The 16,918-nt window shown below is 73.7% G+C and carries 9 protein-coding genes; 7 read left to right on the top strand and 2 right to left on the bottom strand.

Going from position 1 to position 16,918, the window contains the following annotated elements; translation table 11 throughout:
• Positions 1–25: 25 nt before the first annotated feature.
• On the top strand, positions 26–583 hold the full coding sequence (locus CP976_RS38590; protein ID WP_150484506.1) for a TetR/AcrR family transcriptional regulator: 558 nt from the start codon (positions 26–28) through the stop codon (positions 581–583).
• Positions 584–634: 51 nt separating this feature from the next.
• On the opposite strand, the gene CP976_RS38585 is transcribed toward CP976_RS38590, so the two are convergent.
• Positions 635–1,762 (bottom strand): amidinotransferase, encoded by a 1,128-nt coding sequence (locus tag CP976_RS38585; RefSeq protein WP_373304927.1) that lies wholly within the window; start codon positions 1,760–1,762, stop codon positions 635–637.
• A 186-nt stretch (positions 1,763–1,948) separates the two neighbouring features.
• On the opposite strand from CP976_RS38585, the gene CP976_RS38580 reads away from it, so the two are divergent.
• A complete protein-coding gene (locus tag CP976_RS38580; protein WP_150484504.1) occupies positions 1,949–2,605 on the top strand; it encodes a maleylpyruvate isomerase N-terminal domain-containing protein in 657 nt (218 codons plus the stop codon).
• A 327-nt stretch (positions 2,606–2,932) separates the two neighbouring features.
• Complete coding sequence (locus tag CP976_RS38575) at positions 2,933–4,747, top strand: ABC transporter ATP-binding protein (RefSeq protein WP_150484503.1); 1,815 nt, start codon at positions 2,933–2,935, stop codon at positions 4,745–4,747.
• A 41-nt stretch (positions 4,748–4,788) separates the two neighbouring features.
• Here CP976_RS38575 and CP976_RS38570 read toward each other — a convergent pair whose 3' ends face one another.
• A complete protein-coding gene (locus CP976_RS38570) occupies positions 4,789–12,204 on the bottom strand; it encodes a type I polyketide synthase (RefSeq protein WP_229876404.1) in 7,416 nt (2,471 codons plus the stop codon).
• A gap of 158 nt (positions 12,205–12,362) precedes the next feature.
• On the opposite strand from CP976_RS38570, the gene CP976_RS38565 reads away from it, so the two are divergent.
• Genes CP976_RS38565 through CP976_RS38550 form a run of 4 tightly spaced genes read left to right on the top strand, consistent with a single transcriptional unit; the run spans position 12,363 to position 16,913 of the window.
• Positions 12,363–13,391, top strand: coding sequence for a 3-oxoacyl-ACP synthase III family protein (locus CP976_RS38565; RefSeq protein ID WP_150484502.1), 1,029 nt, complete (start codon positions 12,363–12,365; stop codon positions 13,389–13,391).
• Positions 13,388–14,335: an alpha/beta fold hydrolase gene (locus CP976_RS38560; protein ID WP_229876406.1), complete on the top strand. Its 948-nt coding sequence runs from the start codon at positions 13,388–13,390 to the stop codon at positions 14,333–14,335. The genes CP976_RS38565 and CP976_RS38560 overlap by 4 nt, the downstream gene beginning before the upstream one ends.
• On the top strand, positions 14,332–15,933 hold the full coding sequence (locus tag CP976_RS38555; protein WP_150484501.1) for an AMP-binding protein: 1,602 nt from the start codon (positions 14,332–14,334) through the stop codon (positions 15,931–15,933). The genes CP976_RS38560 and CP976_RS38555 overlap by 4 nt, the downstream gene beginning before the upstream one ends.
• Entirely contained in the window at positions 15,930–16,913 is a 984-nt protein-coding gene (locus CP976_RS38550) for an NAD-dependent epimerase/dehydratase family protein (protein ID WP_150484500.1), read from the top strand. The genes CP976_RS38555 and CP976_RS38550 overlap by 4 nt, the downstream gene beginning before the upstream one ends.
• Positions 16,914–16,918: the final 5 nt, after the last annotated feature.

Raw genomic sequence — 16,918 nt, 5'->3', positions numbered from 1 at the left:
CCCTCTACAGGTGTAGAAAGGGGGGATGGCCCCAGACCGACGTACCGTCCTCGCCGACGCGGCCATCGGCGTGCTCGCCGAGGCCGGTATCCGGGGACTGACCCATCGCGCGGTGGACCGGGCCGCGGACCTGCCGGCCGGCACCACGTCCGCCTACTACCGCACCCGCCAGGCCCTGCTCACCGCACTGGTCCGGCGCCTGGTCGCGCTCGACCAGGCAGAGCTCCAGGAGATCGGGGACCGGACGCCGGTGCCGCGGAATGCCGAGGAACTGGTGGCCGGGATCGCCGCCTTCGTGGAGCAGCGGCTCGCGGGGGACGGACGGCGACGCTCCCTCGCGCGCTACGCGTGCGCCATCGAGAGCGTGCACCACCCCGAGCTGCGGGAGATCCTCGTGCCGCGCCGGAACGCGGCGCGGCAGGCCGTACGCGACTTCCTGGCCGCGCGGGGCGTCGCGGACGCCGAGGACCGCACGGTCACGCTGCTGACCTGCGTGGACGGATTGGTCTTCGATCGCCTGGTGGGGGGCGGATCGGTGTCGGACCAGGAGATCCGCGGACTGGTGGCGGCGGCACTCCGATAGCCCGCACACCTGCCGGCACCACCGGCCACGGGGTCGGCGGGGTGACGCCGGTCAGTCGAAGTAGGACTCGAGCGAGCCGCGGCGCCGCATGTCGAGCGTCGCGCAGTGGAACGAGCCGCCGAACGGCGCGTAGTGCAGCAGGTCGCACGGGATCGGCTCGAAGCCCCACTTCTCCAGGGCCCGCAGCATGCCGGTGTGGTGCCGCTCCGCGATCACCCGCCGTTCGTCGATCATGAGGACGTTCATGCTGAGCCACTTGCCGCACATCGACGTGACCTTGAGCAGGGCCTCGTCGATCGGGTCGGGCTCGGGGGCGACCAGGACGTCCCAGGAGCTCAGGATGCCGGGCAGCCGGTCGATGTCGACGTACTCGGGGTTGACCAGCACCTTTCCCGGCGCGAGCAGCACGAACGTCGTGTCGATGTGCATGGGGGCGCGGCAGCGGCTCTCGATCTCGTGGATGCGGTACTCCGGCCCGAGATGGCGGCGCAGCCAGTCGATGCCCATCCGGTTGGTGACGTTGCTGCGCGTGACGAACAGGTCCCGACCGGCCCGGACGAAGTCCGCCGCGTCGAAGACGGGCTCGAACTCGGTGAGGATGTACCTCATCGGCTCGCCGTCCTTCGGGATCCGGAAGTCCGGTTCGAACAGTTCGTCCGTGAGCTGCGGCTTGGGTGCCGCCGTCCAGCGCGCGCCGCGACGGAAGTAGTCCTTGAGGAGCGGGCGGTAGGAGTGGGTCTCGAAGTACCGGCAGGGCCAGGCCATCGGGGTTTCGATGATCTCGTCGCCGATCACGAGCATGCTGTCCCGCGGGCAGGTGTTGCAGAAGCCCCGTGAGGTCCAGTCCGGGGTGCCGTAGCGGCGCCGGTGGTCGACCGCGTCCGGCCGCCTGACCGTGACGCCGAGGGACTCCAGCAGGGCGACGAACCCGTCGATCTCCTGCTGGGCCTGCTCGACGAGCATGCGCGGATACCGCAAGCCGGCGGCCAGGCCCTGCAACCGTCCGGCCCAGGTCGGCACGTTGCAGGTCACGACCGGGTGGCCGGAGGGGATCGTCGCGCCCTCGAGGCGCCCCACGATGATCTCCTCCAGCGGATCCCACTCGGTGTGCGAGTTGACCGGCGAGACGAGAGGCTCCACGGCCTCGTCGGTCGCGGCCGATGTCCTGGGCCTCCCCATGATGGCCATGCCCACCACCTTCGGATCGCGGGATTTTGGTGATGCACCGCACTTACCAGGTTACTCAACGTGGCCTGCTGGCGCTGTGCACGTCAACAGTCGCGTTCGCCCGCATCGGCCGCGCGGGCGAGCCGGCCGTCCGCACAGCGCTTGTCCGCCCTCGCGGCGCGGCACTACGTTGCCGATGTGGATCTCTTCTCACGCTCCTGGACGGCGTTGCGCGCGGCGGTCGCCGACCTGTCCGACGAGGACTTCTCCCGGCCGTCCGGCTGTACCGGCTGGCTGGTGCGGGACCTGGTGTGCCACCTGGTCATCGACGCGCAGGACGTCCTGATCACCCTCGCCACCCCCGCCGACGGGGAACCCACCCGGGACGCGCTGACCTACTGGGAGATCTCCGACACGCCGCCGACCGGAGACGACCCGCTCGACGCGCTGACCGTCCGGCTGGCCGCCGCGTACGAGGAACCGCACCTGCTCAAATTCCACCTGGACGACGTCGGCTCCGCCGCCGGCCGCGCCGCGGGACTCGCCGACCCGGGCCTCAGGGTCGGCACCCGCGACGAGGTCCTCACCGCAGGCGACTACCTCTCCACGTACGTCATGGAGTGGACGCTGCACCACCTGGACCTGATCGCGCACCTCCCGGACGCCGCGCCGCCGCCCTCGGAGGGACTCGCCCGGTCCCGCGAGATGCTGGAGCGGATCGCCGGGAGCGCGTTCCCCCGGTCGTTCTCCGACCAGGACGCGCTGCTGGTGGGCACGGGGCGGCGACCGCCGGCCGACGCCGAGCGGGCCGAACTCGGCGCACTGGCCTCCAGGCTCCCGCTCTACCTGGGCTGAGCGGGCGACCAGCGCTCGCAGAACCGGGCCCAGGAGCATCTGAGGCTCCTGGACCCGGTGGGAACGCGGTGACGTGGCGGGCTGGCCCCTCGTAGTGTCAGTGCCGCAGGGCCGGCCGGCTCCGCACCACCGCCCCGCCCCGAGTCCGCCGACCGTGCCCCTTGGCGCTCCCTGCGCACCACCGCCCGGCCGGAAAACGCTTGGACTCCGTGGCCGCTATCGCGGGACACTTCCGGACTCGACCCGAATCTCCACACATCCGTTTCGGTGATGGCCCCTGCCCGCACCAGCGCGTGGCGGGCGGCCACAGAACGACACAGGGGTGGGATGGAAACGCCTGGATCGCGCAGGGTTCAGCCGGGCAAGCGCTCGGTACTACTCGCACTTCGTTACTACGGACGGGAGTTGTCCCGGCTCCGCCGGCTGACGGCACCCGCGATGCTGCTCATGGCGCTGGGCAACATCGGGATCAACTACATCGCGCCGCTGATCGTCGCCAAGCTCGTCGGCGACATCGCCGACGGCAGGGACGTCACGGTCGACTCGGCACTGCCGTACGTCCTCGGCTTCGCGGGGGTCCTGCTGCTCGCGGAGGCGCTGTGGCGCGTCGCCATGCACTGCCTCAACCGCCTCGACGCCCTCGGCATCGAGCACCTGTACGTGATCGGGATGGACGAGCTGTTCGCCAAGGACGCCTCGTTCTTCCACGACAACTTCGCCGGTTCGCTGACCAAGCGCGTCCTGAGCTTCGCCTCGCGTTTCGAGCAGTTCGTGGACACGCTGGCGTTCCAGATCGTGGGCAGCTTCGTGCCGCTGGTCTTCGGGGCGGTGGTGCTGTGGCGCTACGAACCCCTGCTCGTGGTCGGACTGCTGGTGATGATCGCGCTGACCGGGGTGCTGGTGGTGCCTCTCATCCGGCGCCGCCAGGCGCTGGTCGACCTGCGTGAGGAGGCGATCGCCCGGGTGTCGGGCCACGTCGCCGACAGTCTGATGAACATGGACACGGTGCGGGCGTTCGCCGCCGAGGAGCGCGAGGCCGCCGAGCACCGCTCCCGGGTCGCCACGTCGCGCCGGCTCACGCTGCGGTCGTGGGACTACGGCAACCTCCGCATCGACACGCTGGTCGCGCCGCTGTTCGTGCTGACCAACGCGGTGGGCCTGCTGCTCGCGGTCACGCTCGCCGGGGGCGGGCACGGCGTGGAGGCGATCGTGGTCGCCTTCGCCTACTACGGCAACGCGACGCGGATCATGTTCGAGTTCAACCAGATCTACCGTCGGCTGGAGAGCTCCATGACGGAGGCCGCGCAGTTCACCGAGCTGCTCCTGACACCGCCCACCGTGCTCGACCCGCCGTCCCCGGAGCCGCTGCGGCCCCGGGCCGCCGACATCCGCTTCGAGAAGGTGACCTTCGCGCACGAGGGCGGCAAGCCGTTGTTCGAGGGGCTCGACCTGGATGTGCCGAGCGGGGCGCGGATCGGCCTGGTCGGCCGGTCCGGTGGCGGCAAGACCTCCCTCACCCGGCTGCTGTTACGGATGACGGACGTCGACGGCGGCCGCATCCTCATCGGGGGCCAGGACATCAGCCGGCTGCGCCAGGCCGACCTGCGCAGCCAGATCGCCTACGTGCCGCAGGACCCGGCGATGTTCCACCGCACCCTGCGGGACAACATCGCGTTCGCCCGGCCGGACGCCACCGAGGCCGAGATCCGCCGGGCGGCCGAGGCGGCCCACGTCACCGAGTTCGCCGACGTGCTGCCGGACGGCTTCGACACCATGGTGGGCGAGCGCGGCGTCAAGCTGTCCGGCGGTCAGCGCCAGCGCGTCGCCCTCGCCCGGGCGATCCTGCGCGACGCGCCGATCCTGCTGCTCGACGAGGCGACGAGCGCCCTGGACTCGGAGAGCGAACTCCTCGTGCAGGAAGCGCTGTGGCGGCTCATGGACGGACGGACCGCGCTGGTGGTGGCGCACCGGCTGAGCACGGTCGCCACCATGGACCAGCTCGTCGTCCTCGACCGCGGACGGATCGTCGAACAGGGCACCCACCAGGAGTTGCTGACGATCGACGGCGCCTACGCGAAGCTGTGGCAGCACCAGTCGGGCGGGTTCCTCGACGACACGGCGGGGCGAGCCGAGGTGCTGTGAACACGGCGTGGGCCGTCTCCTCGCCCCTTGTGGAGGCGGCCTCACACCGCGCCGTCGCCGGACCGGTACGGGGCGAGGTCCAGCCTGCTGTGGACCAGTTGTGCGAAGTGGGTCAGGGTGCGGTCGCCGCCCATCAGCTCGGTGGCCGCGAGGCGGACGTCGAAGTGCTCGCCCGCGCGCACCATGAACTCGGTACTCAGCAGCGAGTCGAGGCCGAAGTCGGTCACGGGCCGCGCCGGGTCCAGTTCCTCGGGGTCGCTGTGCAGCACGGTGGCGAGCAGCCGGGTCAGGGTCTGGGTGATCGCGTCCCGGGCGTCGTCGGGGGTCATGGCGGCCAGTTCGCGCAGCAGGTCCGCGCGGCCTTCCGGGTCGGGACCGGCGTCGGCCGGCACGAGGCGGGTGAAGCGGGCGGTGGCCAGGGCGGGCAGCAGCCGGCGGGCGCGGCTCCACCGGTAGCGGCCGACGCCTGCCACGTCGGTGTCCGGCTGGAGCAGGCCGCCGGCGGTGGTGAGGGCTTCGGCGACGGTGACGGGCTGGAAGCCCCGCTCGGCCATGGCGTCGCCGATGGCGTGCCGGGCGACGTAGCCGGTGTCGCCGATCGGGCCCCAGGCGAGGACGGTGGCGGGGCGCCCTTGGGCGCGCCGGGCACGGCCCTGGGCCTCCAGGTAGGCGTTGCCGGCCGCGTAGGGGGCCTGGCCGATGTTGCCGACGGCGGCGGCGATCGAGGAGTACGTGACGAACAGGTCCAGGTCGTGGCCGGCGGTGAGGCGGTCGAGTCGGGCGGCGCCCTCTGCCTTGGGAGCGAGGACGGCGCAGAAGCGGTCGTCGGTGAGTTCGGACAGGGGCGCGTCGTCGAGGTGCATCGCGGCGTGCACGACGCCGCGCAGCCTGTGGCCGGTGGCGTCGATCTCGTCGGCGACCCGGCGCAGCGCCGGCTCGTCGGTGATGTCGGCGGCGTAGGCGGTGGCGTGTACGCCGCGCCGGGACAGGTCTTCCAGGAGGGCGGGCGCCTCGGGGGCGGCCTGGCCGCTGCGGGAGACCAGCGCCAGATGGCGGGCCCCCTGGTCGGCGAGCCACCGTGCGGTGGCGGCACCGAATCCGCTCAGGCCGCCGGTCACCAGGTAGGTGCCGTCGGCGTCCAGGGCGGTGGGACGGGGTGCGGGCCGGACGGGGACGGGTTCGTCCAGCGCGTTCCCGTCGGCGGGATCGAGGGAGACCACCACTTTGCCGACGTGCCGGGAGTGCTGGAGGACCTGGAAGGCCTCCTCCACGCGTGCGGCCGGGTAGACGGTGTGCGGCAACGGCCGGTACACGCCGCGGTCGATGAGCGACACGACGTCGGCGACGAGGCGGGAGCCGCGGTCGCGGTCCTGCATGACCGGGTCGAGATTGAAGCCGATGAAGGTGAGGCTGCGGTCGAACGGGCGCATCGGCAGCGGGTTGTTGAGGAAAATGTCCCGCTTCCCCAGTTCGATGAAGCGGCCGTTGGGGCGCAGCAGGTCGAGTCCGTGGGCGATCGCCTCACCGCTGAGGGAGTTGACGACGACGTCGACGCCCCGGCCCTCGGTGAGTTCGCGGACCCGTGGGACGAAGTCCAGGCTGCGTGAGTCCAGTACGTGCCAGGCGCCGAGGCTGCGCAGCATGGCCCGTTTGGTCTCGGTCCCGGCCGTGGCGATGACGCGGGCGCCCCGGGCCCGGGCGCACTGCAGTGCGGCCAGGCCCACGGCTCCGGCGCCGCCGTGCACGAGAACCGTCTCGCCGGCGGCCAGGCGCGCCTGGTCGGCCAGGACGTGATGGACCGTCAGGAACGCGACCGGGAAGGTCGCTGCCTCGGCGTAGCTCATTCCGTCGGGGATCTTGATCAAGCTGTAGTCGTAGGTGATGCCGTGGGAGGCGAGGGCTGCTGGAACGGCGCCGCAGACGCGGTCGCCGACCGCGAGGTCACGCACTCCGGGGCCGACGGCGCGGACGATGCCGGCGCCGTCGGTGCCCAGTCCGCGGCTGAGCGGGCTGTCCTCCACGGCCTCCGGGGGCAGCAGGCCGTTGGCGCGCATGGGGTCGCGGTAGTTCAGCGCCACCGCGCGGATCTCCACGGCGACTTCGCCGGGGCCGGGCCGCGGGACGGATGTCTCACGCCAGACCAGGCGCCGGGCCGGTCCCGGGTCACTGGCCTCCAGGAGGAAGGGCGCTCCGACGGGCACGGCGGGGGGCTCGTCGGCCGGGTGCTCGATGTGCAGAGGGGTGAAGCGGCCGGCCGGGGTGAGGACGACCTCGTCCTCGTCCGCGCTCTCGCTGCCGTCCGGGGAGCGGCCCGCGGTGAGCAGCTCCGCGGCCAGCCGCCGTGCGTACGCGGCCGGGTCCGCCGTGCGGTCGAGGGAGATGCGCCTCAGTCCGAGGGCGGGCTGTTCGTTGGCCAGGGTGCGGGCGGCGCCCCAGACGGCCGCGTCCTCGGGGTGCGCGGGGCGTTCCGGGGCGGGGAACAGGCCGGTGGGGCGCGTCACCAGCCACACCTGTGGGCCGCGGTCCTCGGGCAGCGTCCGGCAGGCGGCGGCCAGGGCGCGCAGGACGGCCGCGCGGTGGGTGGTCCGGGCGACGAGGTGGCGCGGGTCGGGCTCGGCGAGGAGCAGGACGATGCGGGGCGCCGCCTCGGCGGGCAGTGCCGCCGTCCATGTGCCGGTGTCGGTGGGGGCGGTCAGGACCGTGGCCGGGCCGAGCAGTGCGGCCAGTTCCCGGGCGGTCGGCGTCTCGGCGTCGGTCTCCGTGGCGACGAGCCAGGCCGTGCCCGGCGGTGCCTCGGGGAGGGCGGGCGGATCCGCAGGGTCGCGGGGCGCGGCGGCCACCATCACGGAGTGTCCCTCGGGACCTGTCTGCCAGGAGCTGGCGAAACCACACCGCTCCAGCAGTGGCGTCCACGCCTCGCGGGGCAGCAGCCGGGTGGTGGGGCGCAGGGTCCGGTCACCGCGTTTCCACAGCGACTCCAGTCCGCCCAGCAGCAGGGCGTCGAGCCGTTCGTCGTGCCGCTCGGTGGCCAGCAGGTGGCCGCCCGGGGCGAGGAGCGAGCGCACATGGCGCAGCGCGGCGGCCAGGTCGGCGGCTGTGTGCAGGGCCTCGCCGGCCAGGACCAGGTCGAAGCCGCCCGGCGGGAAGCCCTGGACGGCCGGGTCGGCGTCCAGGTCGAGGGTGCGGTGGTCGATGAAGTGGCAGGCGGCGAAGCGGTGCCGGGCGCGGGCGAAGGAGGCGTTGGAGGGGGCCGTGCTGGTGTAGTGCGTGCGGTCGGCCGGCAGCATCGGCAGCACGGCAGCGGTGAGGGCCGTGGTGGTCGCGCCCACTTCCAGGACGCGAAGCGGGCGGTCGGCGGGCCAGTCGCGGACGATCCGGTCGAGCAGCGCCTGCACCACGCGGTGGGTGAAACGCTGGGCGGGCGCGGTCTCCTGGTGCTGTTCGAGGAAGCTCTCGCCGACGGGCAGCAGATCGCGCGGGTCGACAGTGCCGCGCAGCATGTCGGGCAACTGCCGCAGCTGACTGTTGAGCAGCAGCGCGACGGGGCCGAAGCGCGGGTGGTCCTCCAGCAGGCTCCGCAGCGTCTCCTCGGGGCACGCCGTGGCGCCGGTCAGCCGCCAGGCCTCCCCGTCGGCCTCGGCCAGCCCCTGCTCGATCAGCAGGGGCAACACCAGCCGCACCAGCCTGCGGTGCCGGGGTACGAGGCCCCGGCCGACCAGGTCGGTCATGGTGAAGGGCTCGCCGGGGTCGGACAGCAGGCCGCGCAGGGCCGCTGCCCAGCAGTGCGCCCCGGCCCGTTCCGCGACGGCCGTGAACCGCTCGTGGCCGCTGACGTCGAGGTCGGCGCGTGCGGCGGCGATGCGCGCCCGGGCGGCGGACGCCACCTCGGCGGGAGCGGGCAGCGGGGACGGCGGGGCGGGCTCCGACAAGCGCGGGGCCGCGCGCAGGACCGTGCGCTGGACCGTCAGCGGGGGGTAGTCGCCGAGGCGGGCGCGCCGAGTGCGGCACTTGTCGATCTCGGCGGTGACGGTGCCGTCGAGGTCCGCGTACGTGATGTCCCAGCAGACCTCGTTGGCGCTGCGGCTGCGGCGCCGCAGGTGGACGACGCCCTCCGGCGCGGGGGTGCGCCACACGCGGACCGCGCCGAAGACCGAGGGCAGATAGCCGACGGCTTCCCGGGTCGGCTGCTCGGCCAGGGCGATGGTGGCCTGCAGCGGTGCGTCCAGCAGCACGGGGTGGACGGTGTAGGCGTCGCCGGGGTGCTCGAGCCGGTACCACGCCAGCAGTTCGTCCTCGCCGACATCCAGGCTGCGCAGGAGCCGGAACGCCGGACCGCACTCCAGCCCGAGGCGGTGGCAGTGCTCGTAGTAGTCCGGGCCGGTGACGGTGCGGGAGCAGCGCGCCCGGAGCGCGGCGATGTCGAGCGGTCCGGGGGCGGTGCCCAGCCGGGTGCGGACCTGGGCGCGGACGACCGGCTGGATCTCGGCGCCGCGCGTGTCCCGTGTGCTGATGGTCAGGGTGCCGTCGGCCGGGGTGACGGCGGTCTGGAGGGCGGCGCCCGCCGGGTCCGGCCAGGCGAGGGCGAACGGGCGGGAGATGTCCAGGTGCCGCACCTCCACCGGGTGGGCCAGCGCCCGCTGCCCGGCCGTGACGGCCATCTCCACGTACGCGGCGGCGGGCATGAGGACACTGCCGCCGATCCGGTGGTCGCCGAGCCAGGGCACGAGTTGAGGCTCGACGGTTCCGCTCCACAGGGGGTGGGGCGCGGGCTGGCGTTCGCCGAGCAGGGGGTGATCCAGTACGCCGGTGCCGCTGGTGTGCAGGACGAGGTCCTGCGGGGTGCCGTGCCAGTGCCGGTCGCGCTGCCAGGGGTAGGCGGGCAGGGCGGCGACCCGGCCGGGCTGCGGGAAGTGGACCTGCCAGTCGGCTTCGGCACCGGCGGCGAGCAGGGCGGCGACCGCAGCCGTGGCCTCGCGCGGCCCGTCCCCGTCCCGGTGCAGCGTCGGCACGTACGTCAGTGCCGTGCGGCGCAGGTAGGGGCGCAGCACCGGGTGCGGGCCGATCTCCACGACGATGCCGATGTCCTCGTCCGCGAGGCGGCTCATGGCCTCCGCGAAGCGGACCGGCTCGCGCACGTTGCGCCACCAGTACGCCGCGTCGAGTTCCCGTCCGGTCAGCGGGGCCGCCGTGACGGTGGAGACGAACGGCACGCGCGCCGTGGCGGGGGTCAGACCCGCCAGGGCGGCGCACAGCGGTTCCTCGATGGGGTCCATGGCGCGGCTGTGGAAGGCGTAGTCGAGATCCAGCTCGCGGAAGAAGACGTCACGGGCCGTCAGTTCGGCGCCGAGGGCGGCGAGGGCCTCGGGGTCGCCGACCACCGTCACGTCCCGGTCGCTGTTGATGCCGGCAATCTCCAGTGCCCCGTCGAAGCGAGCCAGTTCCTCGCGGGCGGCGTCCTCGGCGAGGCCGACGGCGGCCATGCGGCCCCGGCCCGCCGTGACGCCCTGGGTACGGCTCCGCTGGGCGATCACCAGCGCCGCCTGCTCCAGGGTCAGCGCCCCGGCCGTGTACGCGGCGGCCACCTCGCCGACACTGTGCCCGGCCACCGCACGCGGGCGCAGGCCCTGGGCCGCCAGCAGAGCGGTCAGGCCCACCTGGACGGCGAACAGCACCGGCTGGGCGATCTCCGTACGGGCCCAGCGCGCCGGGGTGGGGCGCTCCAGTTCCTTGGCCACGGACCAGCCCAGATGCGGGGCCAGCGCGGCGTCGGCCTCCTCGACGGCGGCGCGGAAGACGGCCTCACCCGTCATCAGATCCGCCGCCATCCCGGGCCACTGGGAGGCGTTGCCGGAGTAGACGAACGCGACGGCACCCGGCTCGGCCCTGCGGGTGACGGCCCCGTGGGACGGCGCGTCGGTGAACAGGTCCTCCAACCGGTCCGCCGCCTGCCGCGGATCGGCGGCCAGCACGGCGGCCCGGTGCGGGTGGGCGCTGCGCCGCAGGGTGCTGGTGTGGGCCAGGTCGTAGAACTCCTCGGGTGCCGCCGAACGGAGCCGCTCCGCCATCCGCGCGCTCAACTCCCTGAGGGCCTTGGGGGATCGGGCGGAGATGACCACCGGCACCGGCCTGCCCACGGGCTCCGTCTTCACGGGCGGCGCCGGGGGCGGTGGTACGACGACGGCGTGGGCGTTGGTGCCGCCGAACCCGAAGGAGTTCACCCCGACCGCGGCCCGCTCCGAGCGGGGCAGTTCCACGGGCGTCACGGTGGGGGCGAGGCCGAGCGCGTCGAAGTCGATGGCCGGGTTGAGCGGGAGGGCGTGCAGGGAGGCGGGTGCGGTCCGGTGGCGGAGCACCAGGATCGCCTTGAGCAGGCCGGCCATGCCTGCGGCGGGTTCGAGATGCCCCAGGTTGGACTTGACCGAGCCGACGGGCAGCGGGCCAGCGCCGCGGCGCGTGCCAAGGGCCTGGCCGATGGCCCGGGCCTCGGCGGGGTCGCCGACCGGGGTGCCGGTGCCGTGCGCCTCGAAGTAGACCAGGTCGTCCGGGCCGATTCCGGCCTCCTGGCACACCGCGCGCAGCAGGGCCTCCTGGGCCTGCGCGCTGGGCAGGGTCATGCCGGTGGTGCGACCGTCGGAGTTGGTGCCCGTACCGGCGAGGACGGCGTGGATCCGGTCGCCGTCGGCCACCGCGTCGGCGAGGCGCTTCAGCACCAGCACGGCGCCTCCCTCGGCCCGCACGAAGCCGTCGGCGTCGGCGGAGAAGGCCGCGCACCGGCCGCGCCGCGAGAGCATCCCCGCGTAGCAGAACCCGGCGAACGAGTAGAGATCGGCGAGCACGTTGACACCGCCGACCAGGGCAACTCGGCTGGTGCCCTCCCGCAGGGTGCGGCAGGCGCGGTCCAGTGCCACCAGCGACGAGGAGCACGCGGTGTCGACGGCCATGCTGGGGCCGCGCAGGTCGAAGGCGTACGACAGGCGGTTGGCCGTGATGGACAGGGTGGCACCGGGCATGGTGTGCGGGCTGGTGTGGTCCTCCGTGACCATCAGCACGGTGCCGTAGGCCGGGTCGGAGGCTCCCACGTACACGCACGTGTCGGACCCGGCGAGCGTCTCGGCCGGGATGGCGGCGTCGTCCAGCGCCTCGGCGGCCATCTCCAGCAGCAGCCGCTGCTGCGGGTCGAGGTGTGCGGCCTCCTTGGGCGAGATGCCGAAGTACGCGGCGTCGAAGGACGCGATGTCGTCGAGGAAGCCCCCGGCGGCGGTGTAGCTGCGGCCCGGGCGCACCGCACCCGGATCGACGAACCGGTCCTTGGGGAACCGGTCCGGCGGCATCTCCCCGACGAGGTCACGCCCGTCCCGGAGGACCGCCCACAGCCCGTCCAGGTCGGTGATGCCGCCCGGCAGCCGGCAGCCGACGCCCACCACCGCCACCGCCCGGTCGTCCCGTCCCACGCCCATGACCCGCCCCCTGTTGCGCCGCTTGTCCGCATCGAGCGGAGGGACAACTGCCCTCGTGGACCGGTGCCCAAGTCCCGGTTCACCCGTTGGCGTGGTATCCGTCAGACGAACGAGTGAACTCCAAGTCACGTTGCGTGACCGGCAGTTACGGTGGCGCGGTGCTCGAAGCCCCGCGTGCCCGCTTGACAGCCGTCGCCGTCCATCTGCCGTCCCGCTACCGGACCATGGAGGAGATCCGGGCCGGGATCGCCGCCGCCGGAAGTCCCTACGTACCGCCGCCCGGTCTGCTCCAGGACGTCACCGGCGTGCGCGGCGTCCATGTGCGCGAGGAGGGCGAGTGCTCCTCCGACCTCGCGGTCTCGGCTGCCCGCAAGGCCCTCGCGGACGCCGGCACGGCCATCGGTGACGTGGACCTGCTGCTGTACGCCGCCACGTGCCAGGACATGTTCGAACCGGCGACCTCGCACCTCGTCGCCGCCAAACTGGGCGCCACCTGCCCGGTGTTCGACGTGACCAACGCCTGCAACAGCGTCCTCAACGCGATGGAGGTGGCGAGCGCGTTCATCGCCACCCGCCGCTACCGCACAGTCCTCATCGCCTGCGGTGAGACGGGCACCATGGTCACGCGCTGGCACGTCCCCGACCGCGAGGCGCTGATGCGGGCCATGCCCGGCTACACCGTCTCCGACGCCGGCGCCGCCCTGCTGCTCACCGCCGGGCCCGCCGGGCAGGACGACCCCGGGGTGCTCGCCCTTCGATTCGCCGCGGACTCCACCGCCTGGAACGCCTGCACCGTGAGCGGCGGCGGCTCCATGCACCCGAGGGCGTTCGACGACGAGCACATGACCATCCGGCTCAACGGCGACCTGCTGCGCACCACCGCGGTCGAGGGCCTGCCGTTCCTCCGGCAGGCAGCGGAGCGGGAGTTGGAGGCGGTCCGCGCCAGCTCTTTCATCGCCTTCCACCAGATCGGCATGCCCCAGTACCAGGAGATGGTCGACAGACTCCCCCTGCCCGCCGACCGGTGCATGCCGGCCGTGGCGGAGCACGGCAACTGCGCCGCGGCCTCGCTGCCCCTGCAACTGGTCAAGGCGCTGGAGACCGACCGCATCGAGCCGGGCGACACGGTGGCGATGATCGGCCTGGCCAGTGGCATGAGCTTCGGTCTGGCGCTGGTCCGCTGGTGACCGCCGAGAACCGGCGCACGGCCGCCGCGCCCGCTTCCGTCCTCCAGCTTCTGCTGCCCGGTTACCCGGGACGCGAGCACTGGCGCCTCGTGCCGTCGACGGGCCAGCACTATCTGGACGTCGGCACGGGCGACCCGCTGCTGTTCCTGCACGGCAACCCGACCTGGAGCTACGCCTGGCGCAAGCTGCTTCCCACGCTGGTCCCGCACGCCCGGTGCCTGGCCCCGGACCTGCCCGGACTCGGCCTGTCCCAGCACATGGAAATGCCGTCCGACCCACAGGCCCGGTATCTGCGCCAACTGGACCACCTGGACGCCCTCTACGAGCACCTGGTCCGTCACGAGGGAGTCCCGCGGCAGGGCTGGACGTTCGTCGTGCACGACTGGGGCGGCCCGCTGGGCGTCGCCTGGCTGCTGCGCAACCCGGGCGTCGTCTCCCGCCTGGTGGTCCTCAACACCATTGCCTTCCCCTGGCCCGACGGCTACCGGCTGCCGTTCTACCTGCGCTGGATCAGGGATCACCGGCCGGTCGCGGACGCGGTGCACGCCACCAACGCCTTCGCCCGGGCCACGGTCCGTCTCGGCGTCACCCACCGGCTCAGCCGGGCCGAGCGGCGCGCCTACCTGCTGCCCCATGCCCGCCCGGGCAACCGCCGGGCGATCGTGGAGTTCGTCCGCGCCATCCCCCGTCACCCCGAGGACGCGGCCTGGCGGCTGCTCACCCCCCGCGACGGCGCCGACGACCTCGCAGGGCTGCCGATGCTCATCGGCTGGGGCATGCGCGACCCCGTCTTCACGCCGCTGGTCCTCGCCGAGTGGACCCGCCGGTATCCCCACGCCGTCGTCCACCGCTTCCCGCGCGCCGGGCACCTGGTGATGGACGACGCCGGAGACGAACTCGGCGGGCACATCCGCGACTTCCTGCGAGGACGAGGACAGCGATGACCACCGCACCCGACAGCGTCTCCGCCCGCCTCGCCCGGCTGGCCGAGGACCCGCGGGCGACCGTGCTCGTCCACTGCACCGGCGCCTCCTCCGACCGGGCCGTGACGACGGCACAGTTGCTGGACGGCTGCCGCCGCACCGCCGACTCCCTCCGGGCGGCCGGGGTGGGACGCGGCGACAAGGCCGTGGTGATGACCCGGGACGCCTATCAACTCCTCGCGGCCCTCTACGCCCTGGCCTCGATCGGGGCCGTCCCGGTGCTGATCGAGCCGCGCGCCGAGGTACGGCGCTGTCTGGACGAGATCGCCCCCGGCGTCTTCATCGGGGATCCCCTGGCACACGTGGCGCGCCGGGCCCTGGGCTGGGGCCGCGGCCATGTCCGTACGGCCCTGGTCACCGGCCGCGCCTTCCCCGGCCAGGACCGGCTGCTGGGACACAGCCTGCCCTTGGCGGTGCCGGACGGCGACGGCCCCGCGCCACGCGTCCCGGAACCGCGGCCCGAGGACCTGGCGATGATCGCCTTCACCTCCGGTTCCACCGGACAGCCCAAGGGCGTCGAGTACGACTACAGCACCCTGGCCGGACAACTCACCGCCCTGGACGCCGTACTCCGCCCGGCGGCCGGTGACGTCCTGCTCTCCTGCTTCCTGCCGTTCGCCGCGCTGGGCCCGCTGCTCGGCCTCACGACGATCGCCCCGCAGGTCGACCATCTGGCGCCGGCCCGCACTCCCCCGCGGCACCTCGTCGGCCCCCTGTTGCGCCACGGGGCCGACATCGTCCTCGGTTCACCGGCGGTGCTCGGCCTGATCGCCGGCCACTGCGAACGCCACGGCCTGACGCTGCCCCCGGTCCGCCGTGTGCTGTCCTTCGGCGCACCGCTGCGCCCACGCCTCGTCGAGCTGCTGTCGAAGGCCCTGCCGGCCGGGGCGGAGATCCTCAGCGTCTACGGCGCCACGGAGTGCCTGCCCGTCGCCGCCATCAGCGCCGACGACCTGCGGGCGCTGCGCACCCAGCCGCCCCCCGGCCACGCCGGCACCTGCCTGGGCCGGCCGCTGCCCGGCGTCGAGGCGCGCGTCCTGGACGCGGACGCCACCGGGCTCGGGGAGATCTCCGTCGCGGGGCCCGTGGTCAGCCCGGGCTACCACGCCCGCCCCGACGCCACTGCCGCCGCCAAATCGCTCGCGGGAGGCGCCCTGTGGCACCGCACCGGCGATCTGGGACGCATCGACCACGAAGGCCGGCTGTGGTACCTCGGCCGCAAGGCCCACCTCGTCACGGGTGAGGACTTCACCCTCACCACCGAGGACGTCGAGGCCGTCGCCGACACCGCCGCCGGAGTCCGCCGCACCGCCCTGGTCGGCGTCGGCCCGGCGGGACGGCAGCGGGCGGTGCTCTGCGTCGAACGCGAACCCGGCACGCCCAAGGGCACGGTTCTGGACGCGTTGCGGGCCGTCCTCGGCGGCCACCGGCACGGCCGCCGCATCGGCACGGTGCTGTTCCATCCCCGCTTCCCGACCGACGTCCGCCACAACTCCAAGATCGACCGTGCCCGGCTGGCCGCCCACGCCGCCAAGTACGGGTCGGGAGGCGCCCGATGAGGGTCCTGGTCACGGGCGGCAGCGGCTTCCTCGGGCAGGAGATCTGCCGCCGGCTCGTCGCCCGCGGCACCACGACGTCCTCCCTCGGCCGCCGTCCGAGCCCCGCCCTGGAGCAGCTAGGCGTGCGGCAGCACCTGGGCGACCTCGCCGACCCGGCCGCCGTCTCCCGCGCGCTCGCCGGCTGTGACGCCGTCATCCACAACGCCGCCCTGGCGGGCGTCAGCGGCCCGCTCAGGCCGTACTGGAGAACCAACGTCGTCGGCACCCGCAACGTCATCGACCAGTGCCGAGCCCACGGGATCGGCACCCTCGTGTACACCTCGACCGCCAGCGTCGTCTTCCGGCCCGGCGGCCTGGAGAACGCCGACGAGCGCTGCCCCTACCCCCGCCGGCACCTGGCCGCCTACCCGCGCACCAAGGCACACGCGGAAGCCCTCGTCCTGGCCGCCGACGGCCCTGCCCTGGCCACCGTCTCCCTGCGCCCCCACATCATCTGGGGCCCCGGCGACCCGCACTTCGCCCCGGCCCTGGCACGCGCCGTACGCGCGGGCCGGCTGGTGATGCCCGGCGACGGCACCAACCTCATCGACACGACCCACCTGCACACGGCCGCCCACGCCCACCTGCTCGCTCTCGACCGCCTCCGGGAGGGCCGCCCCATCGGAGGCCGCGCCTACTTCATCACCCAGGACGATCCCCGCCCGCTGCGCGAGCTCACCGCGCACTTCCTGCGCGCGGCCGGCCTCCGCGCCACCTGGTACACCATCCCTCACCGCCTGGCCCACGCCGCCGCGGCCACGTCCGAGACCGTCCTGCGGCTGACCGGCCTCGGCCGCACCCACGCCCTCAGCCGCTTCCTCGTCGCCGAGCTGGTGCATCCCCACTGGTTCAGCGTCCGAGCGGCCCGCCGCGACCTGGAGTTCGAACCACCGGTCAGCTTCGACGCGGGCATCGCCGCGCTGTCCGGTCAGTGGCCGTAGGGCGG

Source organism: Streptomyces coeruleorubidus, from assembly GCF_008705135.1.
GTDB classification, from domain to species: domain Bacteria; phylum Actinomycetota; class Actinomycetes; order Streptomycetales; family Streptomycetaceae; genus Streptomyces; species Streptomyces coeruleofuscus.
Note: the sequence above shows the minus strand (reverse complement) of the source record. Positions and strands in the feature narration are given on the sequence as shown.

Excerpts from the sequence above, each read along its gene's own strand:
- CP976_RS38590 (WP_150484506.1), top strand. The coding sequence starts at position 26 with ATGGCCCCAGACCGACGTACCGTCCTCGCCGACGCGGCCATCGGCGTG.
- CP976_RS38585 (WP_373304927.1), bottom strand. The coding sequence starts at position 1,762 with ATGGGGAGGCCCAGGACATCGGCCGCGACCGACGAGGCCGTGGAGCCT.
- CP976_RS38575 (WP_150484503.1), top strand. The coding sequence starts at position 2,933 with ATGGAAACGCCTGGATCGCGCAGGGTTCAGCCGGGCAAGCGCTCGGTA.
- CP976_RS38570 (WP_229876404.1), bottom strand. The coding sequence starts at position 12,204 with ATGGGCGTGGGACGGGACGACCGGGCGGTGGCGGTGGTGGGCGTCGGC.
- CP976_RS38555 (WP_150484501.1), top strand. The coding sequence starts at position 14,332 with ATGACCACCGCACCCGACAGCGTCTCCGCCCGCCTCGCCCGGCTGGCC.
- CP976_RS38550 (WP_150484500.1), top strand. The coding sequence starts at position 15,930 with ATGAGGGTCCTGGTCACGGGCGGCAGCGGCTTCCTCGGGCAGGAGATC.